General features: G+C 71.2%; 12 protein-coding genes and 1 pseudogene. 4 read left to right on the top strand and 9 right to left on the bottom strand.

The window, feature by feature from the left end; genetic code table 11:
- Nucleotides 1-60: 60 nt before the first annotated feature.
- The 7 genes and pseudogenes from IPG72_00365 to IPG72_00335 all read right to left on the bottom strand — a co-directional run bounded on the left by IPG72_00365 (nt 61) and on the right by IPG72_00335 (nt 9,642).
- Complete coding sequence (locus IPG72_00365; GenBank protein MBK6767496.1) at nt 61-3,534, bottom strand: VWA domain-containing protein; 3,474 nt, start codon at nt 3,532-3,534, stop codon at nt 61-63.
- A 75-nt stretch (nt 3,535-3,609) separates the two neighbouring features.
- Nucleotides 3,610-4,398 carry a carbon-nitrogen family hydrolase gene (locus IPG72_00360; protein MBK6767495.1) on the bottom strand — a complete coding sequence of 263 codons (789 nt, stop codon included), beginning with the start codon at nt 4,396-4,398 and terminating at the stop codon, nt 3,610-3,612.
- Nucleotides 4,395-5,558 (bottom strand): aminotransferase class I/II-fold pyridoxal phosphate-dependent enzyme, encoded by a 1,164-nt coding sequence (locus IPG72_00355; protein MBK6767494.1) that lies wholly within the window; start codon nt 5,556-5,558, stop codon nt 4,395-4,397. Before IPG72_00355 ends, IPG72_00360 begins: the two co-directional genes overlap by 4 nt.
- Nucleotides 5,555-6,388, bottom strand: coding sequence for a bifunctional hydroxymethylpyrimidine kinase/phosphomethylpyrimidine kinase (thiD, locus tag IPG72_00350; protein MBK6767493.1), 834 nt, complete (start codon nt 6,386-6,388; stop codon nt 5,555-5,557). The genes IPG72_00355 and thiD overlap by 4 nt, the downstream gene beginning before the upstream one ends.
- Nucleotides 6,388-7,017 carry a thiamine phosphate synthase gene (thiE, locus tag IPG72_00345; GenBank protein MBK6767492.1) on the bottom strand — a complete coding sequence of 210 codons (630 nt, stop codon included), beginning with the start codon at nt 7,015-7,017 and terminating at the stop codon, nt 6,388-6,390. Before thiE ends, thiD begins: the two co-directional genes overlap by 1 nt.
- On the bottom strand, nt 7,014-8,189 hold the full coding sequence (locus tag IPG72_00340) for a glycosyltransferase family 2 protein (protein ID MBK6767491.1): 1,176 nt from the start codon (nt 8,187-8,189) through the stop codon (nt 7,014-7,016). Before IPG72_00340 ends, thiE begins: the two co-directional genes overlap by 4 nt.
- A 268-nt stretch (nt 8,190-8,457) precedes the next feature.
- A pseudogene (locus tag IPG72_00335) lies at nt 8,458-9,642 on the bottom strand (PQQ-dependent sugar dehydrogenase).
- Nucleotides 9,643-9,844: 202 nt separating this feature from the next.
- On the opposite strand from IPG72_00335, the gene IPG72_00330 reads away from it, so the two are divergent.
- Complete coding sequence (locus IPG72_00330; GenBank protein ID MBK6767490.1) at nt 9,845-12,031, top strand: hypothetical protein; 2,187 nt, start codon at nt 9,845-9,847, stop codon at nt 12,029-12,031.
- A 104-nt stretch (nt 12,032-12,135) separates the two neighbouring features.
- Nucleotides 12,136-14,328 (top strand): hypothetical protein, encoded by a 2,193-nt coding sequence (locus IPG72_00325; GenBank protein ID MBK6767489.1) that lies wholly within the window; start codon nt 12,136-12,138, stop codon nt 14,326-14,328.
- 35 nt (nt 14,329-14,363) lie between these two features.
- Here the strand turns inward: IPG72_00325 and IPG72_00320 are convergent, their stop codons facing one another.
- Nucleotides 14,364-15,053: a Uma2 family endonuclease gene (locus IPG72_00320; GenBank protein ID MBK6767488.1), complete on the bottom strand. Its 690-nt coding sequence runs from the start codon at nt 15,051-15,053 to the stop codon at nt 14,364-14,366.
- Nucleotides 15,054-15,476: 423 nt separating this feature from the next.
- On the opposite strand from IPG72_00320, the gene IPG72_00315 reads away from it, so the two are divergent.
- Nucleotides 15,477-17,687 carry a hypothetical protein gene (locus tag IPG72_00315; GenBank protein ID MBK6767487.1) on the top strand — a complete coding sequence of 737 codons (2,211 nt, stop codon included), beginning with the start codon at nt 15,477-15,479 and terminating at the stop codon, nt 17,685-17,687.
- 98 nt (nt 17,688-17,785) lie between these two features.
- A complete protein-coding gene (locus IPG72_00310; GenBank protein MBK6767486.1) occupies nt 17,786-18,721 on the top strand; it encodes an NAD(P)/FAD-dependent oxidoreductase in 936 nt (311 codons plus the stop codon).
- 37 nt (nt 18,722-18,758) lie between these two features.
- On the opposite strand, the gene IPG72_00305 is transcribed toward IPG72_00310, so the two are convergent.
- Complete coding sequence (locus IPG72_00305) at nt 18,759-19,589, bottom strand: alpha/beta hydrolase (protein MBK6767485.1); 831 nt, start codon at nt 19,587-19,589, stop codon at nt 18,759-18,761.
- Nucleotides 19,590-19,607: the final 18 nt, after the last annotated feature.

Here is a 19,607-nt window from a genome sequence, read left to right as displayed (position 1 = left end):
ATAGCCCAGCGACGGCCGCGCTCGCCGGAGCGGACGATGCCCTGCCGCCGCCCGCAGACCCTATCGCCGCCCCCAGAACTGCGCTGCCGGACACGGCAGGTCGCGGGCGATGTCGCGGTAGATCGCTTCCAGCGACGCGGCGTCGGATGTGCGGTAGAACGACTTCGGCGAGGACGCGATCGCCTCGAGCGCAGCGGCATCGAGGTCGCTGCCCAGGCCGATCGTGAAGACCGCGACGCCCGCCGCCTTCGCCGCCGCCGCCCGCGCCACCGCCTCGCTGGCCGGCCGCGGGTTCGAGCGGCCGTCCGTCAGGAGGACGATCAGCGCCCGGCGGTCGGGTCGGTGGCCCGCCGCGTCGAGAATGCCGATCGCCGCGTCGACGCCGCACACCAGGCACGTCTGGCGGTCCGTGGCGATGGCGACAAGGGCACGGTCGAGCCGGCCGCGGTCGGCGGTCAGCGGCGCAGCGACGACGGCCGCGCTATGGAACGCGACGATTGCGGCCTGATCCCTGCCGGATAGTCGAAGGTTGTCGAGGAACGTCCCGACCGCCGTACGGGCCGCTTCGAGCTTCGTCCGGCCGTCCGCGATCCGTTCGAGCATGCTGCTGGAGGCATCGAGGACGAGGACGGCGTCGACGGGCGATGTCACCGGGCGGCAGCGCTCGGTGAGGGCGAGGGGGAGGTAGATCGTCGGCGGGATGGGCGTCGCCGTGGCCGTCGGCGTCGGTGTGGGTGTCGGCGTCGGCGTTGGCGTCGGCGCGATGACCTCGACGACCGGGATCGGCAGGATGTGGCGGCGGCGCGCGCCGTCGGCATCCGTGTAGTTGGCCCACGCGAAGCGGTTTGTGTTGATCAAGCCCGTGGCCAGCGGGCGGACGCGGTAGGTGAGCGTGATGCCGCCGGGCGGCAGGATCGGGCGCGCCCAGCGCAGCATGTCGTCGCTGCGGGCAGCCACCGGGCGCGGGCTGTCCTCGACGAGCTCGACCTGGGCGCCGAGGGCGTCGTCGATCGTCCAGTCGCCGGCGACGGTGCCGAAGATCGTCGACAGCAGGCGGCGGTGGATGGCGGCTGCGGCGCCCGGCGCGCTGGCGACGAAGGCGAGGTCCGTGTCTGCGGCGATCTGCGAGAGATCGTTCCGCGACGCGTCGATGCCGACAGCCACGGTGGCGAGCAGGATCCCGTCCGACGCCAGCGCGTCCCCGTCGTACAACGTGTCGGAGCGGCCGTCCGTGATGACGACGGCGATCGGCACCGCCTTCGGCCGGCGATCGGCACGCAGCGTCGCGTGGGCGAGCGCGAGGGCGGCGGAGACGTCCGTCGTCCCTTCGGCGGAGACATCGGCCAGGAGCGACGCAACGTCGCCCGCGGCCGAGAGCGGCGCGTCCAGCTGCGCCTCGGCCGCGAACGTCACCAGACCGACGCGGTGCGGCGTTCCGGCGAACGCACGCGCCAGGCGCACGGCGACCGCCTTGGCCGTGTCGATCTTGTCGTCGCGCGCCATCGAACCGGATCGATCGACGACGAGGAGCACGTCGGCACCCTCGAACCGGGTGGCGCCGGGGCACGCGGCGCGCAGCGTGATCGAGACGTCGACGGTTTCGCCGAGGACGATGCGGCGCGGCGCGGCGCCCTTGGTCCCGCGCACGTCGCATGACAGTGGCCCCGGCGTCGGCGTCGCGGCGGCGGGCGGTGATTCGATCGGCACAGGGGTGGGCGGATAGGCATGCACCGCGCCCCGCTCCGTCTGCGCCACGTAGACCGTGCCGTCCGGACCGACGGCGACGTCGCCCGGCACGAACGCGGTGCCGTCGGCATCGGACGGCTGCCAGCGGTCGACGAGCGTGCCGGTGGCCGCATCGTACCGCTCCACGGCGCCGTCGTCCGTGGCCACGACCGCAATACGGCCGCCGGGGATGTCCGCGACGGCCACGAAGCGCGGGGCCGAGGCGAGGCCGACGGACCACGTGGCGGAGACGGCGCCGGACGGTGACAGGACGGCCAACTCGTTGCGCGTCGCGTCGATCGCGTAGAGGGTCCCGTCCGCGGTCGCGGCGATGTCGTCCGGCCATTCGCCTGCACGCGGCGACGTGTGCTGTGCGACGATGGCACCGTTGGACGCGTCGAGCACGAGGACGGTGCGGGAGATCGGCTGGGCCACGTGGACACGGCCGCCCGCGGCGGCGATCCGGGTGCCGCCCGGGGCGATGACGGCCGGCCAAGCCGTGTCCGACTGGCCCGCGCCGTCGTAGCGCCGCACGCGCCCAAGCTCGTCGACGGTGAAGATGGCCCCGGCGGATGTGGCGACGTCGATGGCCGGCGCGCCTTGACGCAGCGGGACGACGACTCCGGTGGGGCCGAGCGCAAGCAGGCCAGCGGCCGTTCGATCGACGACCACGGGCAGGCCGAGGTCACCGGCGGCCACGGCCACGGCGCGCGGCATGCTCGTGACAGGGTTCCGCCAGCCCGAGAGGTCGAACCGCTCTTTCGCGCGCCCGCCCACCAGGCGGTGACGGACACGGCCCGCAGCGTCGTAGCGCGTCACCTCGAAGAACTCGCGGGCCGTCGACACCGCGTAGTCGCCATCGGCGCCGACATCGAGCGCCCACGGCCACCGGGTCGGGGGCGGGGCCGGCGTGTCCTCCAGGCGAACGGCGCCGATCTCGGTGAGCGCTTCGCCGATGATCCGGACGAGCGGTCCGCCGCCCGCGGCAGGCACGCCGACGTCCGGCCGAACCAGGACGTGGAAGCGCAGGTCGCTGCCGGCGCCGACCGCGATCGGGACCTCGCCGGTGAACGTGATCGCCTTGCGGAGGTTCGCTCGCGGAGCGCCTGCACCTTCGCTGATGCTGTCGTACACCTCGAACGGGCGACCGTTGGCCTGCGTGAATCCCGTCCAGTTGTTGCGCCATACGGCGACTCTTGGCTGGACGGGACCCGGCACCACGATCGCGCTTGCCAGCACCTGTGGATCCACGCTGTTGACGCTCGGATGCACCACCAACCGACCATCGAGCGGCCGTACGGCGATATCGATGAGGCCGAGCTGCCTGGGATCGAACGACACGGTGATCCGGGACACCGTGCCGTTGGAGGCGACCCGCTCGATGGCGCCGTGGTTCCGCGATTCGTCGGCCGACGGCCGCTCGAGCGGGTCGGACTCTGTGCCTCCACGATCGAACAGCCAGGCAACGAACCAAGCGCCGTCGAGCGCGTTGCCCGACACGGCGACGGGCGTCCAGTTGAAGAGGCGGGGCGTCGCACCCACCCGATTTCCGTCCCGGTCGAAGAGCAGGACGGTTCGCGACCGCCCGTCGGCGATCGCCAGGCGGCCGTCGGGCAGGATCGCAACGTCCGTCGGCTCGAACGGCGTCGCCGCGGGCAGCTGCCACGTGCGCTGCGGGCCGACGGCGGCACGCGCGGGCATCGACGCGGCGGCGAACGAGGCGGCGGCGGCCAGGAGCAGGGCGGCGGCGAGGGCGGCGGACGGACGGACGGGTCGGCGATGGGCGGGCATTGCAGCGCGGGACAGCATCCGTGGCTCCAGTGGTGGCGCATCGATGTGAAGCGTGGGTGCCGGAATTAACCCGCGAGGTGCGATGTTCTGACCCTAATGCCCCTGCAGGCCCGCGTACACGTCCCCCCGCCGATCCGCCAGCGCCGAGAACCGCGCCCGCGCGTCCGCCACCACCGCCGCGTCGACCGTCCCGACGACGAGCCGCGCCACCCCGTGATCCCCCGCCGCCGCCGCCACGCCCCCCCACGGATCGTGCAACACCGACCCGCCCCCATACGCCAACCCGCCCCCCTCGCCGATCCGGTTCACCCCCAGCACGTACGCCTGGTTCTCGATCGCCCGCGCCGCGAGCAGCGTCGACCAGTGCGCGCTGCGGGCCGCGGGCCAGCTGGCGATCACGATGAACAGGTCCGTGCGATCGGCCGCGGCGCGGAAGGGCTCGGGGAAGCGGAGGTCGTAGCAGATGAGCGGCGTGACGCGGACGCCGTCGATGTCGGCGGTGGGCAGCGCATCGCCGCCGTCGTAGTGGGCATCCTCGCCGCCGAACGTGAACGGGTGGATCTTGTGGTAGCGCAGCGCCTCGTCACCACGGGGGTCGATCACGCTGGCGGCGTTGCGCGGTCGGCCGGGGCCGGGCTCGGCGTAACCGCCCAACACCCACAGGTTGTGCCGCCGGGCGATTTCGGCCAGCCCCATCCGGATCTCCCCGCCCCACGGCGCGATCCGCTCGGCATCCATCGAGAAGCCGGTGGCGAACATCTCCGGCAGCACGACGAACGACGCGCCCGCCGCCTTCGCCGCCGCCGCGGCCGCGTCGGCGCGCGCCAGGTTCGCCGCCGGGTCCTCCCACGCGATGTCCATCTCGACGCCGGCGACGATCATCCCCCCAACCCCGCCTTCAACCGCCCCGCCGCCCCCTCCAACGTCGCCACTCGCTTGCAGAACGCAAATCGCGCCAGCCGCCGCCCTTCGTCGACGTTGTCCGCATAGAACACGCTCGGCGGGATGCACGCGACCCCGACGGTCGTCGTCAGGTGGCGGGCAAACGCATGGTCGTCACCGCCCGACCAAGCGCGCGTGTAGTCGGCCAGGACGAAGTACGTACCGTTCGGGACGGCGACGTCGAAGCCGACATCGCGGAGCGCTCCGACGAGCATGTCACGGCGCTCCGTGTACTCGGCCTTCAGCCCGGCGACGAATGCGTCGCGCAGCGAGTCCAGCGCCACGGCGGCCGCTTGCTGGAACGGCGTCGCGCTGCAGAACGTGAGGAACTGGTGGGCCGCCTGCAGGCCCGCGACGAGGTGCGCCGGGCCCGTCGCCCAGCCGGTCTTCCAGCCCGTCAGCGAGTACGTCTTGCCGAGCGACGAGAGCGTGAGCGTCCGGTCGCGCATGCCGGGAAGCGTCGCGATCGGGACGTGCGCGACGCCGTCGTACGTCAGGTGCTCATATACCTCGTCGGACACGACGAACGCATCGTGCGCCTCAGCCAGTCGCGCGATGGCGGCCAGCTCGCCCGGCGTGAAGACCTTGCCGGTCGGGTTGTGAGGCGTGTTCAGCAGGACGGCCTTCGTGCGCGCCGTGAAGCACGCCGCCAGCGCGGCCTCGTCGAGCGCGAAGTCCGGGAAGCGCAGCGTGCACGGACGCACGACCCCGCCCGCCATCGCCACGGCGGCCGGATAGCTGTCGTAGAACGGCTCGAACAGGACGACCTCGTCGCCCGGCTCGAGCAGGCCGAGCATCGCGGCCGCGATGCCCTCGGTGGCGCCGGCGGTGACGGCGACCTCGGTCATCGGGTCGTACTGCAGCCCGTAGTCATGGGCCACGCGACCGGCGACGGCTTGGACGAGCCGCGGGTGGCCGGCCGAGCGGGCGTACTGGTTGTGGCCGGCGCCCATCGCCGCGGCAGCCGCGTCGAGCAGCTCGTCGGGGCCGTCGAAGTCCGGGAAGCCTTGGGCCAGGTTGATCGCACGATGTTCGGTGGCCAGCGCGGTCATCGTGCTGAAGACGCTGGCGCCGAAGGGGCGGAGGCGGGCGGCGGTCATCGTCCCTCCTCGTCGCTGTGCCACGCCCAGGCGTGGTCGACCGGTCCATGGCCGCCGCCGATGCGCATGCCGGCGCCGCAGCGGATCGCCTCGGTGATGTAGGCCTTGGCGGAGGCGACGGCCGCGCGCAGCGGCTGGCCCTTGGCCAGCTCGGCGGCGATGGCTGCAGCGTAGGTACAGCCCGTGCCGTGCGTGTTCGGCGTGTCGATCCGGGCGGCGCGGAACGTGTGGTGGTCGCGGCCGTCGTAGAGGACGTCGATGCTGTCCTCGCTCGGATCGCCCGCGGCATCGATCGTGTGGCCGCCCTTCACGAGGACGGCGCCGGGCCCCATCGCGTGGATCGCCGTCGCAGCCGCGATCATGTCGTCGAACGTCCGTACCAGCCGGCCGAGCAGCACGCCGGCCTCGTGCAGGTTGGGCGTGACGACGGTCGCCAGCGGCAGGAGGTCGGCGATCAGCGCCGCGCTCGCCTCGGGCGCGAGCAGCGCGTCGCCCCCCTTGGCCACCATCACCGGGTCGACGACGAGCGTCGTGACGCGGTGGGCGACGAGGCGCTCGACGACGGCGGCGACGATCCCGCTGTCGGCCAGCATCCCGATCTTGACCGCGTCGGCGCCGATGTCGTCCAGGACGCTGTCGATCTGCTGGGCGACGAAGGCCGGCGGGACGACGACGACGCCCTGCACGCCGAGCGTGTTCTGCGCGGTGAGCGCCGTGATCGCGCTGGCGCCGTACACGCCGAGCGCCTGGAACGTCTTCAGGTCCGCTTGAATGCCGGCGCCGCCGCCGGAGTCCGAGCCGGCGATCGTGAGGGCGGTGGGGAGGCGGATCACGCCGACGCCTCCGCGTCGCGAATCGCCCGCGCCGCCCGCTCCGGATCGTCCGCCAGCCCGACCGCGCCAAGCACCGCCACCCCCGCCGCCCCCGCCGCGAGCGCATGTCGCGCGTTCATCGCCGTGACACCGCCGATTGCGACGACCGGGATCGTCGCGGCGGCGACGACGGCGGCCAGGCCGGCGAGCCCGATCGGCGCGTCGGCGTCCGGCTTCGACGTCGTGCCGAAGACGTCGCCCGTGCCGACGTAGTCCGCGCCGTCGCGCGCCGCACCGATCGCCTCATCCGGCGTGCCGGCCGAGCAGCCGACGAGGGCGCCGGGACCGAGGAGGCGGCGGGCGGCAGCCGGCGGAAGGTCGTCGGGGCCGAGGTGGACGCCGGCGGCGCCGCAGGCGAAGGCAACGTCGGCGCGGTCGTTGACGATGACCGGCACGCCGTGCGGGCTGGCGACGGCCTGGACGGCATCGACGAGTGCGATGAGCTGGCGGGTCGTCGCGCCCTTCGCGCGCACCTGCAGGAACGTCGCGCCGCCGGCGATGGCGGCAGAGGCGACGGCGGCGACGGGGCGGCCGCGCGTGAGGGCCGGGTCGAGGATGACGTAGAGTCGGAGGTCGGGCGCGTTCATGCGGTGGATCGGTCAGTGGATCGGTCAGTGGATCGGTCAGTGGATCGGTCGACGGGATCGCCGTTCACGCCCTCGCCGCCGACGATATCGCCGCTGACGATATCGCCATTGACGACATTGCCGTTGACGACGTCCTCGCGCGACGGGCCGAGCGGGCCGTAGCCCCAGCGGTCGCGCACCAGGTAGAGCGGACGCTGCTTGACCTCGCCGTACACCCGGGAGAGGTACTCGCCGATGACGCCCAGCGAGATCAGCTGGATGCCGCCGAGGAAGAGGATGACGGCCATCAGCGAGGCGTAGCCGGGGGTGTCCTGCGGCGTGATGAACAGGCGCCGGACGATGACGATGACGGCGTAGAGGAAGGACAGGCCGGACACGCAGACGCCGATGTAGCTCCAGACCTTCAGCGGCCACATCGAGAAGCTCGTGATCCCGTCCAGGGCGAAGTTCCAGAGCCGCCAGTAGTTCCACGTCGTCCGGCCGCCGTAGCGCGGCTCGCGGTCGTACAGCACGGCGGTCTGCCGGAAGCCGACCCAGGCGAACAGGCCCTTCATGAAGCGGTTCCGCTCCGGCAGGTGCCGCAGCGCTTCGACGACGCGGCGGTCCATCAGGCGGAAGTCGCCCGTGTTCGGCGGGATGGCCACCTCGCTCATCGCGTCGATCACGCGGTAGAACGTGTTCGCCGTCGCCTTCTTCAGCCACGTCTCGCCGGCGCGCGAGCGGCGCGTGGCGTAGACGACGTCATAGCCCTCGCGCCACTTGGCCACGAGGTCGCCGATGAACTCCGGCGGGTCCTGGAGGTCGGCGTCGATCGGGACGACGGCGTCGCCTTGGGCGTGGTCGATGCCGGCGGTGAGGGCGATCTCCTTGCCGAAGTTCCTTGCGAAGCTGACGACCTTGATGGCCGGATTGCGCCGGTGGTGGCCGATGAGCCGCGCCAGCGTGTCGTCGCGGCTGCCGTCGTTCACGCAGACGATCTCATAGGTCAGCGACGCGTCGCCGGCGCGCTGGCTGTTGAGGACGCGCTCGAGGCGCTCGAACAGGGCGTTGACGGAAGCGGACTCGTTGTAGCACGGGATGACGACGGACAGCGTGACGGGGCCGCCGGTGGATGGGGCGGCGGGCGGTACGGCGAACGACGCGCCGTCCGGCGACGTGTCGGGCGGCGGCACGACGGCTGGGGTCAAGGGGCGATCACGGGTGGTTGCGGAAGAGAACCGGCAAGCGGACTCGCCAATGTGCGGGAGGGACGGTCTCCGTGGCTGCCACCAGCGTCGGAGTAGCCGACGGCTCCAACGGCTCGGTCGGGGAGGGCTGGGACGACGTGGCCGTCGGCGCCGGCTCCGTCGTCGCCGGCGGCGGCGGGTCCGTCGGCGTGTTCGTCGGCCGCACCACCGCGTTCGCGTCGCGCAGCCGCTGGATGCGGCCGGTCTCGAGGGCGATGTAGATCTCGCCGTCCTCGTCGCGGCCGAAGCTCGTGATGCCGTTCTTGCCGGTCAGGATCTCGGCGTTGCGCCACTGGCCGTTCGTGCCGCGGCTGAGCGCCCAGACGCGGCCGCGGGAGTAGTCGGCGTAGAAGTACGTGCCGGTGAGGCCGGGGAAGGCTTCGCCGCGGTAGACCTCGCCGCCGGTGATCGAGAGGCCGAGGCTGTGGCTGTACTCGGCGACGGGCAGCACCTTGTTGCGCTGGTCGCAGCCCGTCTGCGGGTTGAAGCAGTGCGAGCCCTCCATCACGCTCCAGCCGTAGTTCTCGCCGCCCTTGCTGTCTGCCGGCTGGTGGTTCACCTCCTCCCACGCGTTCTGGCCGACGTCGGCGATGTAGAGGTCGCCGGTGGCCCGGTCGAACGTGAACTTCCACGGGTTGCGCAGGCCGTAGGCCCAGACCTCGGGCGCGCGTCGCGGCGTGCTGGCGAAGGGGTTGGACGGCGGGATGACGTACGGGTCGCCGGTGTCGACATCGATCCGCAGCATCTTCCCGAGCAGTACGTTCGCGTCCTGCCCGGCCTGGAACGGGTCGCCGCCGCCGCCGCCGTCGCCGGTGCCGATGTAGAGGTAGCCGTCCGGGCCGAACTCGAGATTGCCGCCGTTGTGGTTGCCGTTGATGTTGTGCTCGATCGTGAGCAGCTGGAGTTCCGAGTCGGGATCGGCCTTGTCCCGGTCGGCGGTCGCGCGGTAACGAGCGATGACGAGGTCGCCGCGCTTCCGTCCGCGAACCGCTTTGGAGGTGTAGTAGACGTAGAACTGCCAGTTCTCGGCGTACTCCGGATGGAACGCCAGCCCGAGCAGCCCGCGCTCGTTCGCCTGGGCCTCGACGCGGTCCGCGATGTCGAGGAACGGCGCATCGAGGAGCTGCCCGTCCTTGACGATCCGGATCCGCCCCGGCTTCTCGACGATGAACAACCGCCCCGACCCGTCGCCGGCGTTCGCGATGTCCACCGGGATGTCGACGTCCTGCACGACGTTGTCGAAGGCGATCTTGATCGTCTTCGGGTCGGCGGGCAGCTCGCCTTGGGCGTGGGCGGGCGCCGGCGCGCCGGCATCGAGGCGGGCGGCGGCAACGACGAGGGCCGCGGACAGGGCGATGGCGCTCGTCGCGACGGCCAGGAGCGCGGCGGGTTGGCGCATGGGTCCGTCCTTGTGCGGGGTCGGCCGCCGGGCATGCCGGAGCACGGAGGCGGTATCAGGCGACCGGGGCCGGAATTCTAGCGGAAGCCGCCCGCGCGCGTTATCCTGCCGTCCGCGCGACGGCCATCGCGCGACCCTGCACGGGACGAACGCGTACATCGCCGGCGTGCCACGTACATCGCAGCCATACAAGGAGCCCACGATGATCCCCTTCCCGCCGTCGCGACGGCAGCGCCGCGCCTTCGCGGTGCTTGCCGCGATCGCCACCCTCCTCGCCCTTGCCGCTGCCGCCCCACCGCACCCCGCCCTCCCCACCCCCACCCCCGCCCACGCCCAGGCACCCACCGCCGCGAACGAACCGTACCTCCGCCCCGTCGACCGCTGGCTGGGTGAAACGCTTGCCGTGGCCGTGGACGGCGACCGGGCGTACTACAGCGTGGGGCGCGCCGTGGCGGTGGCGGATATCAGCGATCCGGCATCGCCGCGGCTGATCGGGCGGAGCGCGCCGCTCGTTATCGCGGATGACGAAGACCAGCCGCAGCCGATCGACGATCTCGCCGCCAGCGAAGGAACGGTGTGGACGATCACGCGGGACACCCGGTGGTGGATCTCCGCGTGGGATGTCGGTGATCCGACGGCCGTGCGGCTGGTGGCGACGATTGACCTGGGCGAGAAGATGGGCCCGATCGCGCTCGATGCGCGGGGCCGGATCGCACTCGTTTCGTACGTGGGCGCGGCGTGGCCGGACCGGGGCATCTTCGCCCTCCGGCGGACGGAGAGCGGTATCGAGACGGTCGGGCGCTGGCAGCTCGAAGACCCGGCCGTCAGCGTCGGTGGCGTGGTGTGGCGGAACAGCAACGAGGTCGTCGTGGCGCTGGGCGGCGGCGGGATCGGTCGGCTGGCGGTGACGGAGGCGGCGGACGGGGCGGTGCGCATGACGGTCATCGGCCAGCTCACGGATCCCCGATTCGCCGAGGGCGCGCGGCACCTGGCGATCGACGGTTGTCGGGCGTACAGCTCCAACATGGACCGTTCGTCCTCGTTCGGCACCGGGTTCTGGGTCTTCGACATCTGCGGCGACGGTCCGCCGGTGCTGTTGGCCGAAGTGGGGTTCAGCAGCGACGAGCTGCACAACCCAGCCAGCATGGCCGCGCTCACAATCGAGGACCGTCCCCTCCTGATCGTGGCCGACGCCGGCGGCGGGCTGCACGCGATCGACGCGACGGAGCCGCTCGAGATGGAGTGGCGGTTGACGAAGATCTACCCGCCGATCACGGGCGAGCCGGTCTGCCATTCGGACATCGCGGCGGCGCTGGACAGGCTCGTCGTCGCGGGCTGCGGCCTGCGCGTCCTGCAGCTGGACTCCAACGTGGAGCGGCCGGTCCGCGACGGCGCGATCCTGAGCGCACCATCGTACGGCGACAGAACGGGGGACGGTCCGTGGTTGACGGCGATGGCGGCCACGGACGACGCCGTGCTGATCGGCCACGGCAACGTGTTGAGCGTCGTCCGCCCGATCGGGCCGCTCGGGCCGGTGGTTGTCGGGCGCGTCGCCTACCGGGATGTCGGCCATCCATTCTTCGATATCGACGATCTTGCCGTCGCGGGCCACACTGCTTGGGTGGCGCCGGGGGACGACTCGGTCGTCGCGATCGACCTCAGCGATCCGCGCGCGCCCTTCGTCATCGAGAGCGGGTATCCGGAGGCGGACGTCATCGCCGTCACCGACGGCCTTCTCGCCGCCTCGATGGGCGATGCGGTCGAGCTGATCGACGTCACCGACCCGCGGCTGCCCCACAGCCGGAGCGTGCTCTCGCTCGAGGTGCCCCCGTCCAGCGACATGGCCTTCGCCGGCGACCGCCTGATCGCCTCGACCGGCGCCAAGGGGCTGGTCGTCGTCGACGTGCGCGATCCCGTGCGCCCGGCGATCATCGGGCGGCACGACGGCATCCCGACCGGCGCGATGGCGGTGGCGGACGGCCTGGCGGTGGCGCTGGCGGACGTCGGGCAGGCCGAGGACGGTCTCGCGATCTTCCGCACCGACGAGATCGACGAGGGCCGGATCCGCGTGGCGTCCACCGTTCCGCTGCCGATCGCCGCGGCGGCGTACCGCGACACGTCCGTCGGCATCGGCCACGTTGCCGGCCGGCGGGTGGCCGTCGTCCGGCGCGGCCCGACACTTCTGGCGGTCGATATCACGGACCCATCACACCCCGTCGTCGGGCCCGCGGTCCTCTTGCCGGTGAACGCCGACGGGATGGCCGTCCACGGCGACCGCGCTTTCCTGTTCGGGCGGCGGGCGGGGGTCGAGTTCTCGGTGTTCGAGCTCGGCACATCGGGCATCGCGGGCGTGCTGCACTTGCCGTGGCTCGGTGCCGACAAGCCGTAATGCGTTCGTGGGCCGCGATGCACTGGTCACCGGAGCGCCCTTGCCGTGAACGGGCTTGACGGCTACGTTTGGCGTGCATCGAAGCGCCATCAACGGAGCCACCCATGAAAACGGACACCTCTCTCCGCGCCGCCGTCGCCGTCGCCGCGATCACCGCCACCCTGCTGACGAGCCCCTCCGCCGCCCATCCGAACAGCGCCGCGGCGGCGCAGCCGCCCGACGTGCCACGACCGTACTTCCAGCCCGTCGATCGTTGGCTGGGTGAGACGCGGGCCGTCGCGGTGGACGGCCATCGGGCCTACTTCAGCGTCGGGCGGAGCATCGCGGTCGCGGACATGGCGGATCCGACCCTGCCGCGGCTGCTCGGCCGGAGCGCGCCGCTGCCGCTGGCCGACGGCGACGAGGACGCCCCGCCGATCACCGCGATCGCTCTCGGCGACGGCGTGCTCTGGGCGATCACCGGCCGGGCCGTCGACGGGGTGGCGCGCTTCGACGTCACGCGCGCGGACGAACCGCGCTTCCGATCGCAGACGGCGCTGGATCCGGACAGCCTGCCGCTGAGCATCGCCGCGCGGGGCACCCAAGTGGTCGTGGCGCTCTACCGGACGCGTACGAACGAATCCGGGCTTGCCGTCCTCCAGTCCGACTCCGCAGGACCGGCCGTCGCGGTCGCGGAGTGGAGGGACGAGGACCAGGCGAAGTTCGCCGCGCCGGTGCTGTGGACGGATGTGGGCATTCTGGCCGGGACGTTCCGCCGACTCCTTCGCTTCGAGCTGGCGCGCGACGAGGCCGGCCGGCCTGCACTACGGGTCGTCGGAACGACGGGCGACACCACGTTCTACGCGATGACCCACATCGTCGCCGACGGCTGTCGCGTCGTCAGCTTGGAGATGAGACGGTGGACGAAGCAGGTGACCCCGTTCGATGCCTGCGGCGCCACGATCCGCCAGGTCGGCGATCCGCAGTCGATCGATCCGCCGCTGGGAGATGATCCGATGTCCGGCATCGCGCTGGCAACGGTCATGGGCACACGTCGGCTGCTGTTCGGCAGCGACTACGGCGGTGTGTGGTCGATCGACTGGGCGGCGCTCGAAACCCCCGGCCCGTTGACCGCCGTGCGGCTCCTGCCGGCCACGACGAACACCACGTTGTGCCGGGGAAGCGTCGCCGCGTCCGCCGATCGGCTGGCCGTGGCCGGCTGCGGCCTCGAGACCGCCGCAACGGATCGCCCGGAGCCGCCGAGCGCGTCGCGGGGTCGGATCCTCGGCCTGCCCGGCATGGCGGCGCCGACGGCGTACTACCGCCAAGGACTGGCGGCGGCTGCCTTCGGGAACCGCGTCTTCGTCGTGGGCGCCGACATCTTCAGCGAGCTCGTCCGAACGCCGGATGCTCCGCCGATGGTCGGCGGACAGCTGCGACTCGAGCCCGAGACGGACATGTGGCCCACCCACTGGGCCGACATCGCGGTCAGCCGCGACACGGCATGGCTGTCGAACCACGATTCCGACGCCATCGTCGGGGTCGATGTGCGGGACGCCTTCCACCCGGTCCAGATCGCCCGCTTGGCCATCCATCGGGACGCCGCGGTCGCGGCCGACGATCACACGCTGGTGATCGCGCCGTACGAGAACAGGGTGCGTGACGGGAAGGCACACGTCTTCCGCCTGGAGCAACCCGCCACGCCGCGCCAAGTCGGCACGATCTCCCTTCCCATCCAGGGCCCGATGAACGGCAGCCTCTTTCCCGGCGAGATGATCGTCGACGGCGCCGAGCTGATCGTGGGTTCGTCGGAGGGGCTCGCGGTGATCGACATCGCCGACATTGCGGACCCCGCGAACCCGCGAACGATCCTCATCGATCGAACCGAGTCGATCCGCGATCTGGCCCTCCTGCCGGACCGGATCGTGGCGCTCCGCTCGAACAACCTCGTTCTCTACGATCGAACGGCCGCGCGCGCGGGCCGGACGGTCCTCCTGACGACCGTGCCGATTCCGTTCGAAGCCGACGGCTCTGCCCCGTACGACGAGGTCCATGTGACGCACGTGGGCGACCGCGTGTACGCCGTGCTGAGCGGAAACCGGAAGGCACAGTCCGTCGATATCACCGCCGCCAGCGCGCCGATCGTCGGGCCGCCGTTTCGCTTCCCGACATCCATCGACCACGCGGCGGTAACCGGCTCGCTCTTCTACGGCATCGGGCACCGCAATGGCCCTGAGGTCACGGTGTTCGATCTCGGCGCGCTCCTGAGAGTCACGCACGTGCTCCGACTGCCGTTCCTGGCCAACCTGGGGGGCTGACCCCCGTCACCCCCATCACTCGCGCGACGCCGCGCCTACGCGCCCTGACCGAGTCGCGCCACAAGCGCCGCATGCCCCTCCGTCGCCACGTCCGCCCGTACCGCTGCGAACGAGGCCGCGGCGTCGCGGGCCCACATGGCGTCCGCCGGCAACCACAGTCCCGGCCACAGCGGGCTGCGATAGACCCCGTCATCGTCCGGCGCCTGTTCGACGTAGGCGCCGTCGGTCAGCACGAACCAGTGCAAGCCGCGCTCGTGCGCGGTGGCGACGATGTACTCGGGGACGCCGATGCGGGCGTACACACGTTTCTTCGCGTTCAGGTCGTAGGCGGCGCTGGAGGCGGATACCTCGAAGACCAGTTCGGGGATGCCGGACAGATAATCGTCATCGGTGGGTCGACTCGACCCACCGCGCGCCTCATCAAGCCGCAGCATCGCGTCCGGCTCGACCTCGTTCTCGTTGTCGACGACGAGCGTGACCGGGCCGGTGACTTCCAGGCCAGGCGTGTGCCCGGCATAGAGGCCGAGCCAGGTGATGAGGAAGCCCTGTGGCCCCCCGTGCTTGGACAAGCTGATCGGCGAAGCCATGACAAACACGATCCCCTCGATGAGCTCGGCGTGGAACGTCTCCGGCGTGGCCAGGTAGCGGCGGTGGAACTCGGGCTGCGTCAGACGATCGCCGTTGCAGAGCGGCGGCAGTTCGTCGTCGGACGCAGGCCGAGGCACCGGCGCGGGGCGCGGCCGGCGGACGGGGGGGTGGGTTGGAGAGGGCACGGAATCGACCAATGGGTGTGCCAACGGATCGACGAACGGATCGACGAAAGACGGTGCGGATCGGGGCACGGTGCGCCTCCTGGTGGGGCGCGTCGGGGGCCGGGGAAGGATAGGTGTGCGCGTGCGGCGGGGCAATGGCGGGTGCGCCGCGTGGCTGGGCCGAAAAGCAATGTTGAGTCTGATCGAGAGTCAATGTTGATTCTTGGTGTGAATCCATGTTGCTTTTCGGCACGGAGCAATATTGAAACCTGAGGCCGCTCATCCCTGCATTCCACACACGCGAACGGCCTGCCACGGACGTGCCTATCGCTGTTCGCCGCCGCGTTGTTGCGTTAGGCTCCCGCCCACAACAAACCGCCCCCATCGGAGCCCGCCATGCGCCCGGCCATCGTCCCCCGCGCCCTCGCCCTCTCCGCCCTCGCCGCCGCCACGCTCGCCGCCGCCAGCCCGCCGCGCCGCCCGGCCGACGCGCGCGCCCTCGCCCAGCCGCCCGCCCCGGCGACCCGCCCGTACGTCCGCCCCGCCGACCGCTGGTTCGGCGAGACGCGCGCCGTGGCGGTGGAGGGCGACCGGGCGTACTACAGCGTGGGGCGGGCCGTGGCGGTGGCGGACATCGGCGATCCGGCGGGGCCGCGGCTGATCGGGCGGAGCGCGGCGCTGGCGACGGGGCGGGATGACTATGCGCCGACGCCGATCACGGACATGGCGGTGAGCGGGCGGTGGCTGTGGGCGATCACCGGGCGGGGGAAGGACGGCGTCGCGCTGTTCGACGTACAGGATCCGAATCGTCCGGTACTGCGGGCGATCGTGCCGATGGCTCCGGAGCGGTCCATCGAGGCGATCGTGGCGCGAGGGACAGATGCGGTGCTGCTCTACGCGGACTACGAAGTGATCCGTCTAGGGGTCGAGACAAGCGGACTTCTCGCATTGCAGCTCGATCCATCGGGCATGCCGCACGTCGTCGGACACTGGTCGCCTGCTGAGTCATCCGGCCGCGTCTACGCTGTCGCATTGTCAGCCGCTTCGCTCGTCGTAAGCGGCGTCGACGGGGGCGGGGATGGCTTCGTTGGCCGGCTGCAGGTGAACAGCTCGGGTGAAGGGAGGATTGTGTTCGAGCCAGTGGGTTTCACTTCCTACAAGGGCTTGCTGATGAATCGGATCGTTGTCGACGGATGTCGGTTGTACGGTGGATACGGCGCCGACTGGTCACAGGGGGGCGGCAATGTGAAGGTCTTTGATGTCTGTGCGGATCTGCCGCGACGCCTGGGCGACTCGGAACTACCGTTCTTTGGGCATATCGTGCCTCGGATGATGATCAGTGGCGTCAGCGCCACCACCTGGGGCGGGCGCAACCTGGTATTCTTGCCAGAGGCGACGGGCGGTGTTTGGGCCGTCGATGCCACGGACCCGACCTCGTTTACCTGGTCAGCGACTTCGTTGATCGAACCCGTGACGACGACGCCCGCCTGCTTGGGCGACACGGCGGTTGCCGGCTCGAGGCTGGTGGTCTCCGGTTGCGGAGTTGCCGTTCTCGAGATGAAGGAGGGCGCCACCTTGCCGCAGATCGTCGGCCGGTTGCGGCATCCGCCGCTGTCATGGGAGGGCGGCGACGTTCTCGGCGCGCGCGGGCCGGCCATCTGGGCCGAAGGGGACGACATCCTCATCACCCGGATGAATGCCCTCAGCACGATCGATTGGGGTTCGGACGCTCCACCGACCGTCGTGGGACAGATCGCCGTCCACCCGAACGGTGACCAGTGGTCGTACGCCGTACTCGACATCGCCGTCGCGGACGACACGGTGTGGCTGGCAGACGTGCAATCGGGAGGTCTGTTCGGCTTCGACGTTCGCGACCGGCGGCGGCCCGTGCGCGTCGCCCAGCTGCCTGACTGGCAAGAATTCATTGCGGCGGACGGGAACACTCTCGCCACGGTTGGGGGAGACGGGCCGATCCAGCTGTTCGACGTGACAGACGCTGCGGAGCCCCGCCCCGTCGGCGAGATCGATCGACCGGGGCCGGTTCTCTACGAAGGCGAGATGTTCCTGGCCGACGGGCGCCTCTACATCGCATCGCGGGCCGGTCTCGATGTCTATGACGTCGGCGATCCAAGCGCGCCCGTGCCCGGCCCGTTCGATCACGCTGTCCCGCTGTGGGACGCCGCGCTGAACGAGGATTGGATCGTGACGCTCGCCCATGATCAGATCCAGGTCTACGACCGGGCCGCGGCCAAGGCCGGCACGCTGGCACCCGTCGCCCTCATCCCGCTTCCGGCCAGCGAAGCGTCCCCGTTCAACCCGTTCGACTTCCCCCGATACACCGACGTGAACCTCGGTCGTGTCGCCGACCACCCGATCGTCGTTGTGAGCAACGAGCGGTCGTTGCTGGCAATCGACATCACCGACCCGGCGATTCCGATCATCGGGACACCCTACGTCTACACCTATCCGGCGTTCTCGATCGCCGTCGCCGGCGACCGGATCTTCCTCGTATCCGAGCCACACGCCGGCGTTACCCGCCTCGACCTCGGCGTGCTGCTCGTGGGGAGCGTCCTGCGGCTGCCGTTCCTGGCGAACCTCGGCGGCTGACGCGCGTCGCTCACGCGTCGCTCGCGCGTCCTCCCACGCCCGTGCCATCATCAATTCCTTCGCGGGTTGCCGACCCGGTGCGGAGGCGCGGAGGTGCGATGGTGGGCGACGGGGATGCACAGTCGGTCGTGGATGCGCTCATCGTCGGCGGCGGGCCGGCCGGACTGTCCGCGGCGATCTACCTGGCGCGCGCGCTCCGATCGGTCGTCGTGTGCGACGCGATGCGGCCGGGGCGATCCGACTGGGCGCAGACGAACTTCAACTACTTCGGCTTTCCGGACGGGATCTCGATCGTCGAGTTGACCGCCCGCGGTCGTCGGCAGGCCGAGCGGTTCGGCGCCCGCATCCTGGATCACGAGGTCACGGCCCTCGCGCGCGACGGCAATGGCTTCGTCGCGACGGTCGACGGCGCACCGCTGCGCTGTCGCGCCGTCGTGCTGGCGACCGGGGTGGCGGACAAGTGGGTGCCGTTCCCGGGCCACGAAGCGTACATCGGCCGATCGATGCACTGGTGCGTCGTCTGCGACGGGCACGAGATGGCCGGGCAGCGTGTCCTGGTCGTCGGGCGAACGGCCGAGGCGGCCGAGTTGGCCGTCCAGATGCGGCGCTACGCCGCCTCGGTGGCGCTCCTCGTCGAAGCCGGGGCCGAGCCCATGCCGCAGCCGGCCCTCGACGCCCTCCACCGCAGCGGCGTGCCGATCCTGCTCGGCACGATCGCATCCGCCCGCGCACGCGCCACGGGCTACTTCGCCGCGGTGACGCTGGCCGACGGGACCGAGATCGAAGTCGACCACGTCTTCAGCCTGCGCGGGGCCGTGCCGAACACGAAGCTGGCCGCGTCGCTCGGCGTAAAGCTCACCGCCGAGGGCTACATCCAGGTCGACACCGAGGCGCACACGAGCGTCCGCGGCGTGTTCGCCGCCGGCGACGTCACGCGGCTGTTCTCCCACCAGGTCATCACCGCCGCCCACGAGGGCGCGGCGGCGGCGATGGCGCTGGACTACCTGCTCTTCCAGGCGGACGGAGGCGGCTGACGATCGCCGGTGGAACCGTCCCGTGTGAGGCGATCCCTCACCGGAGGAACGCGAGCAACGCCTCGTTGACCTCGGCGGCGTGGGTCCAGATGAGGCCGTGCGGGCCGCCCGCGATCACGGCCAGTCGACTGCCGGGGACCACGGCGTGGGTGGGATGTCCCGTCGCTTCGATCGGCAGGATGCGGTCCGCATCGCCATGGATGATGAGCGTGGGCACGTCGATCAGGCGCAGCTCGTCGCGAAAGTCGGTCAGCCACGCCGACACGCAGTCGAGCGTGCCGATGGGAGACGCCCCGGCGGCGATGTTCCAGCTGAGGCGGACGAGATCGTCGCTGACCCGCGTGCCGCCGAGGACATCGACGTTGTAGAAGTTGCCGAAGAACTGCGTGAGGAACGCCAGGCGATCGGCGGCGATGGCACCCTTGATCCCGTCGAACACGGCGTTGTCGACGCCATCCGGATTGTCCGCGGTCTTGAGGAGGAACGGCGTGATCGCGGCGAGGAACACGGCCTTCGCCACCCGGGCGCTGCCATACGTGCCCAGATAGCGGGCCACCTCCCCGCCCCCCATCGAAAAGCCAACGAGGATCGCGTCGCGAAGATCGAGGTGCTCGACGAGCGCGTTCAGATCGCCGGCCAGCGTGTCGTACGCGTAGCCCGATGTCGGCTTGCTGGACTCGCCGAATCCGCGCCGGTCATACGTGATCACGCGGTAGCCGGCCTCGAGCAGAACCGGCAGCTGCTTCTCCCAGGAGCGACCGCTCAGCGGCCAGCCGTGCACCAGCACGACGGGCTGGCCGGAGCCGTGATCCTCGTAGTAGAGATCGATGCTGGTGGAGTTCTCTGTTCCGACGGTGATGGCTGGCATTCCACGCTCCTCGTGTGC

Source organism: Candidatus Avedoeria danica, assembly GCA_016703025.1.
GTDB classification, from domain to species: Bacteria; Chloroflexota; Anaerolineae; order Epilineales; family Epilineaceae; genus Avedoeria; species Avedoeria danica.
This window is presented reverse-complemented; position numbering and strand designations above follow the sequence as displayed.

Excerpts from the sequence above, each read along its gene's own strand:
- IPG72_00305 (MBK6767485.1), bottom strand. The coding sequence starts at position 19,589 with ATGCCAGCCATCACCGTCGGAACAGAGAACTCCACCAGCATCGATCTC.
- IPG72_00310 (MBK6767486.1), top strand. The coding sequence starts at position 17,786 with ATGGTGGGCGACGGGGATGCACAGTCGGTCGTGGATGCGCTCATCGTC.
- IPG72_00355 (MBK6767494.1), bottom strand. The coding sequence starts at position 5,558 with ATGACCGCCGCCCGCCTCCGCCCCTTCGGCGCCAGCGTCTTCAGCACG.
- IPG72_00365 (MBK6767496.1), bottom strand. The coding sequence starts at position 3,534 with ATGCTGTCCCGCGCTGCAATGCCCGCCCATCGCCGACCCGTCCGTCCG.
- IPG72_00330 (MBK6767490.1), top strand. The coding sequence starts at position 9,845 with ATGATCCCCTTCCCGCCGTCGCGACGGCAGCGCCGCGCCTTCGCGGTG.
- thiE (MBK6767492.1), bottom strand. The coding sequence starts at position 7,017 with ATGAACGCGCCCGACCTCCGACTCTACGTCATCCTCGACCCGGCCCTC.
- IPG72_00315 (MBK6767487.1), top strand. The coding sequence starts at position 15,477 with ATGCGCCCGGCCATCGTCCCCCGCGCCCTCGCCCTCTCCGCCCTCGCC.
- IPG72_00360 (MBK6767495.1), bottom strand. The coding sequence starts at position 4,398 with ATGATCGTCGCCGGCGTCGAGATGGACATCGCGTGGGAGGACCCGGCG.
- IPG72_00325 (MBK6767489.1), top strand. The coding sequence starts at position 12,136 with ATGAAAACGGACACCTCTCTCCGCGCCGCCGTCGCCGTCGCCGCGATC.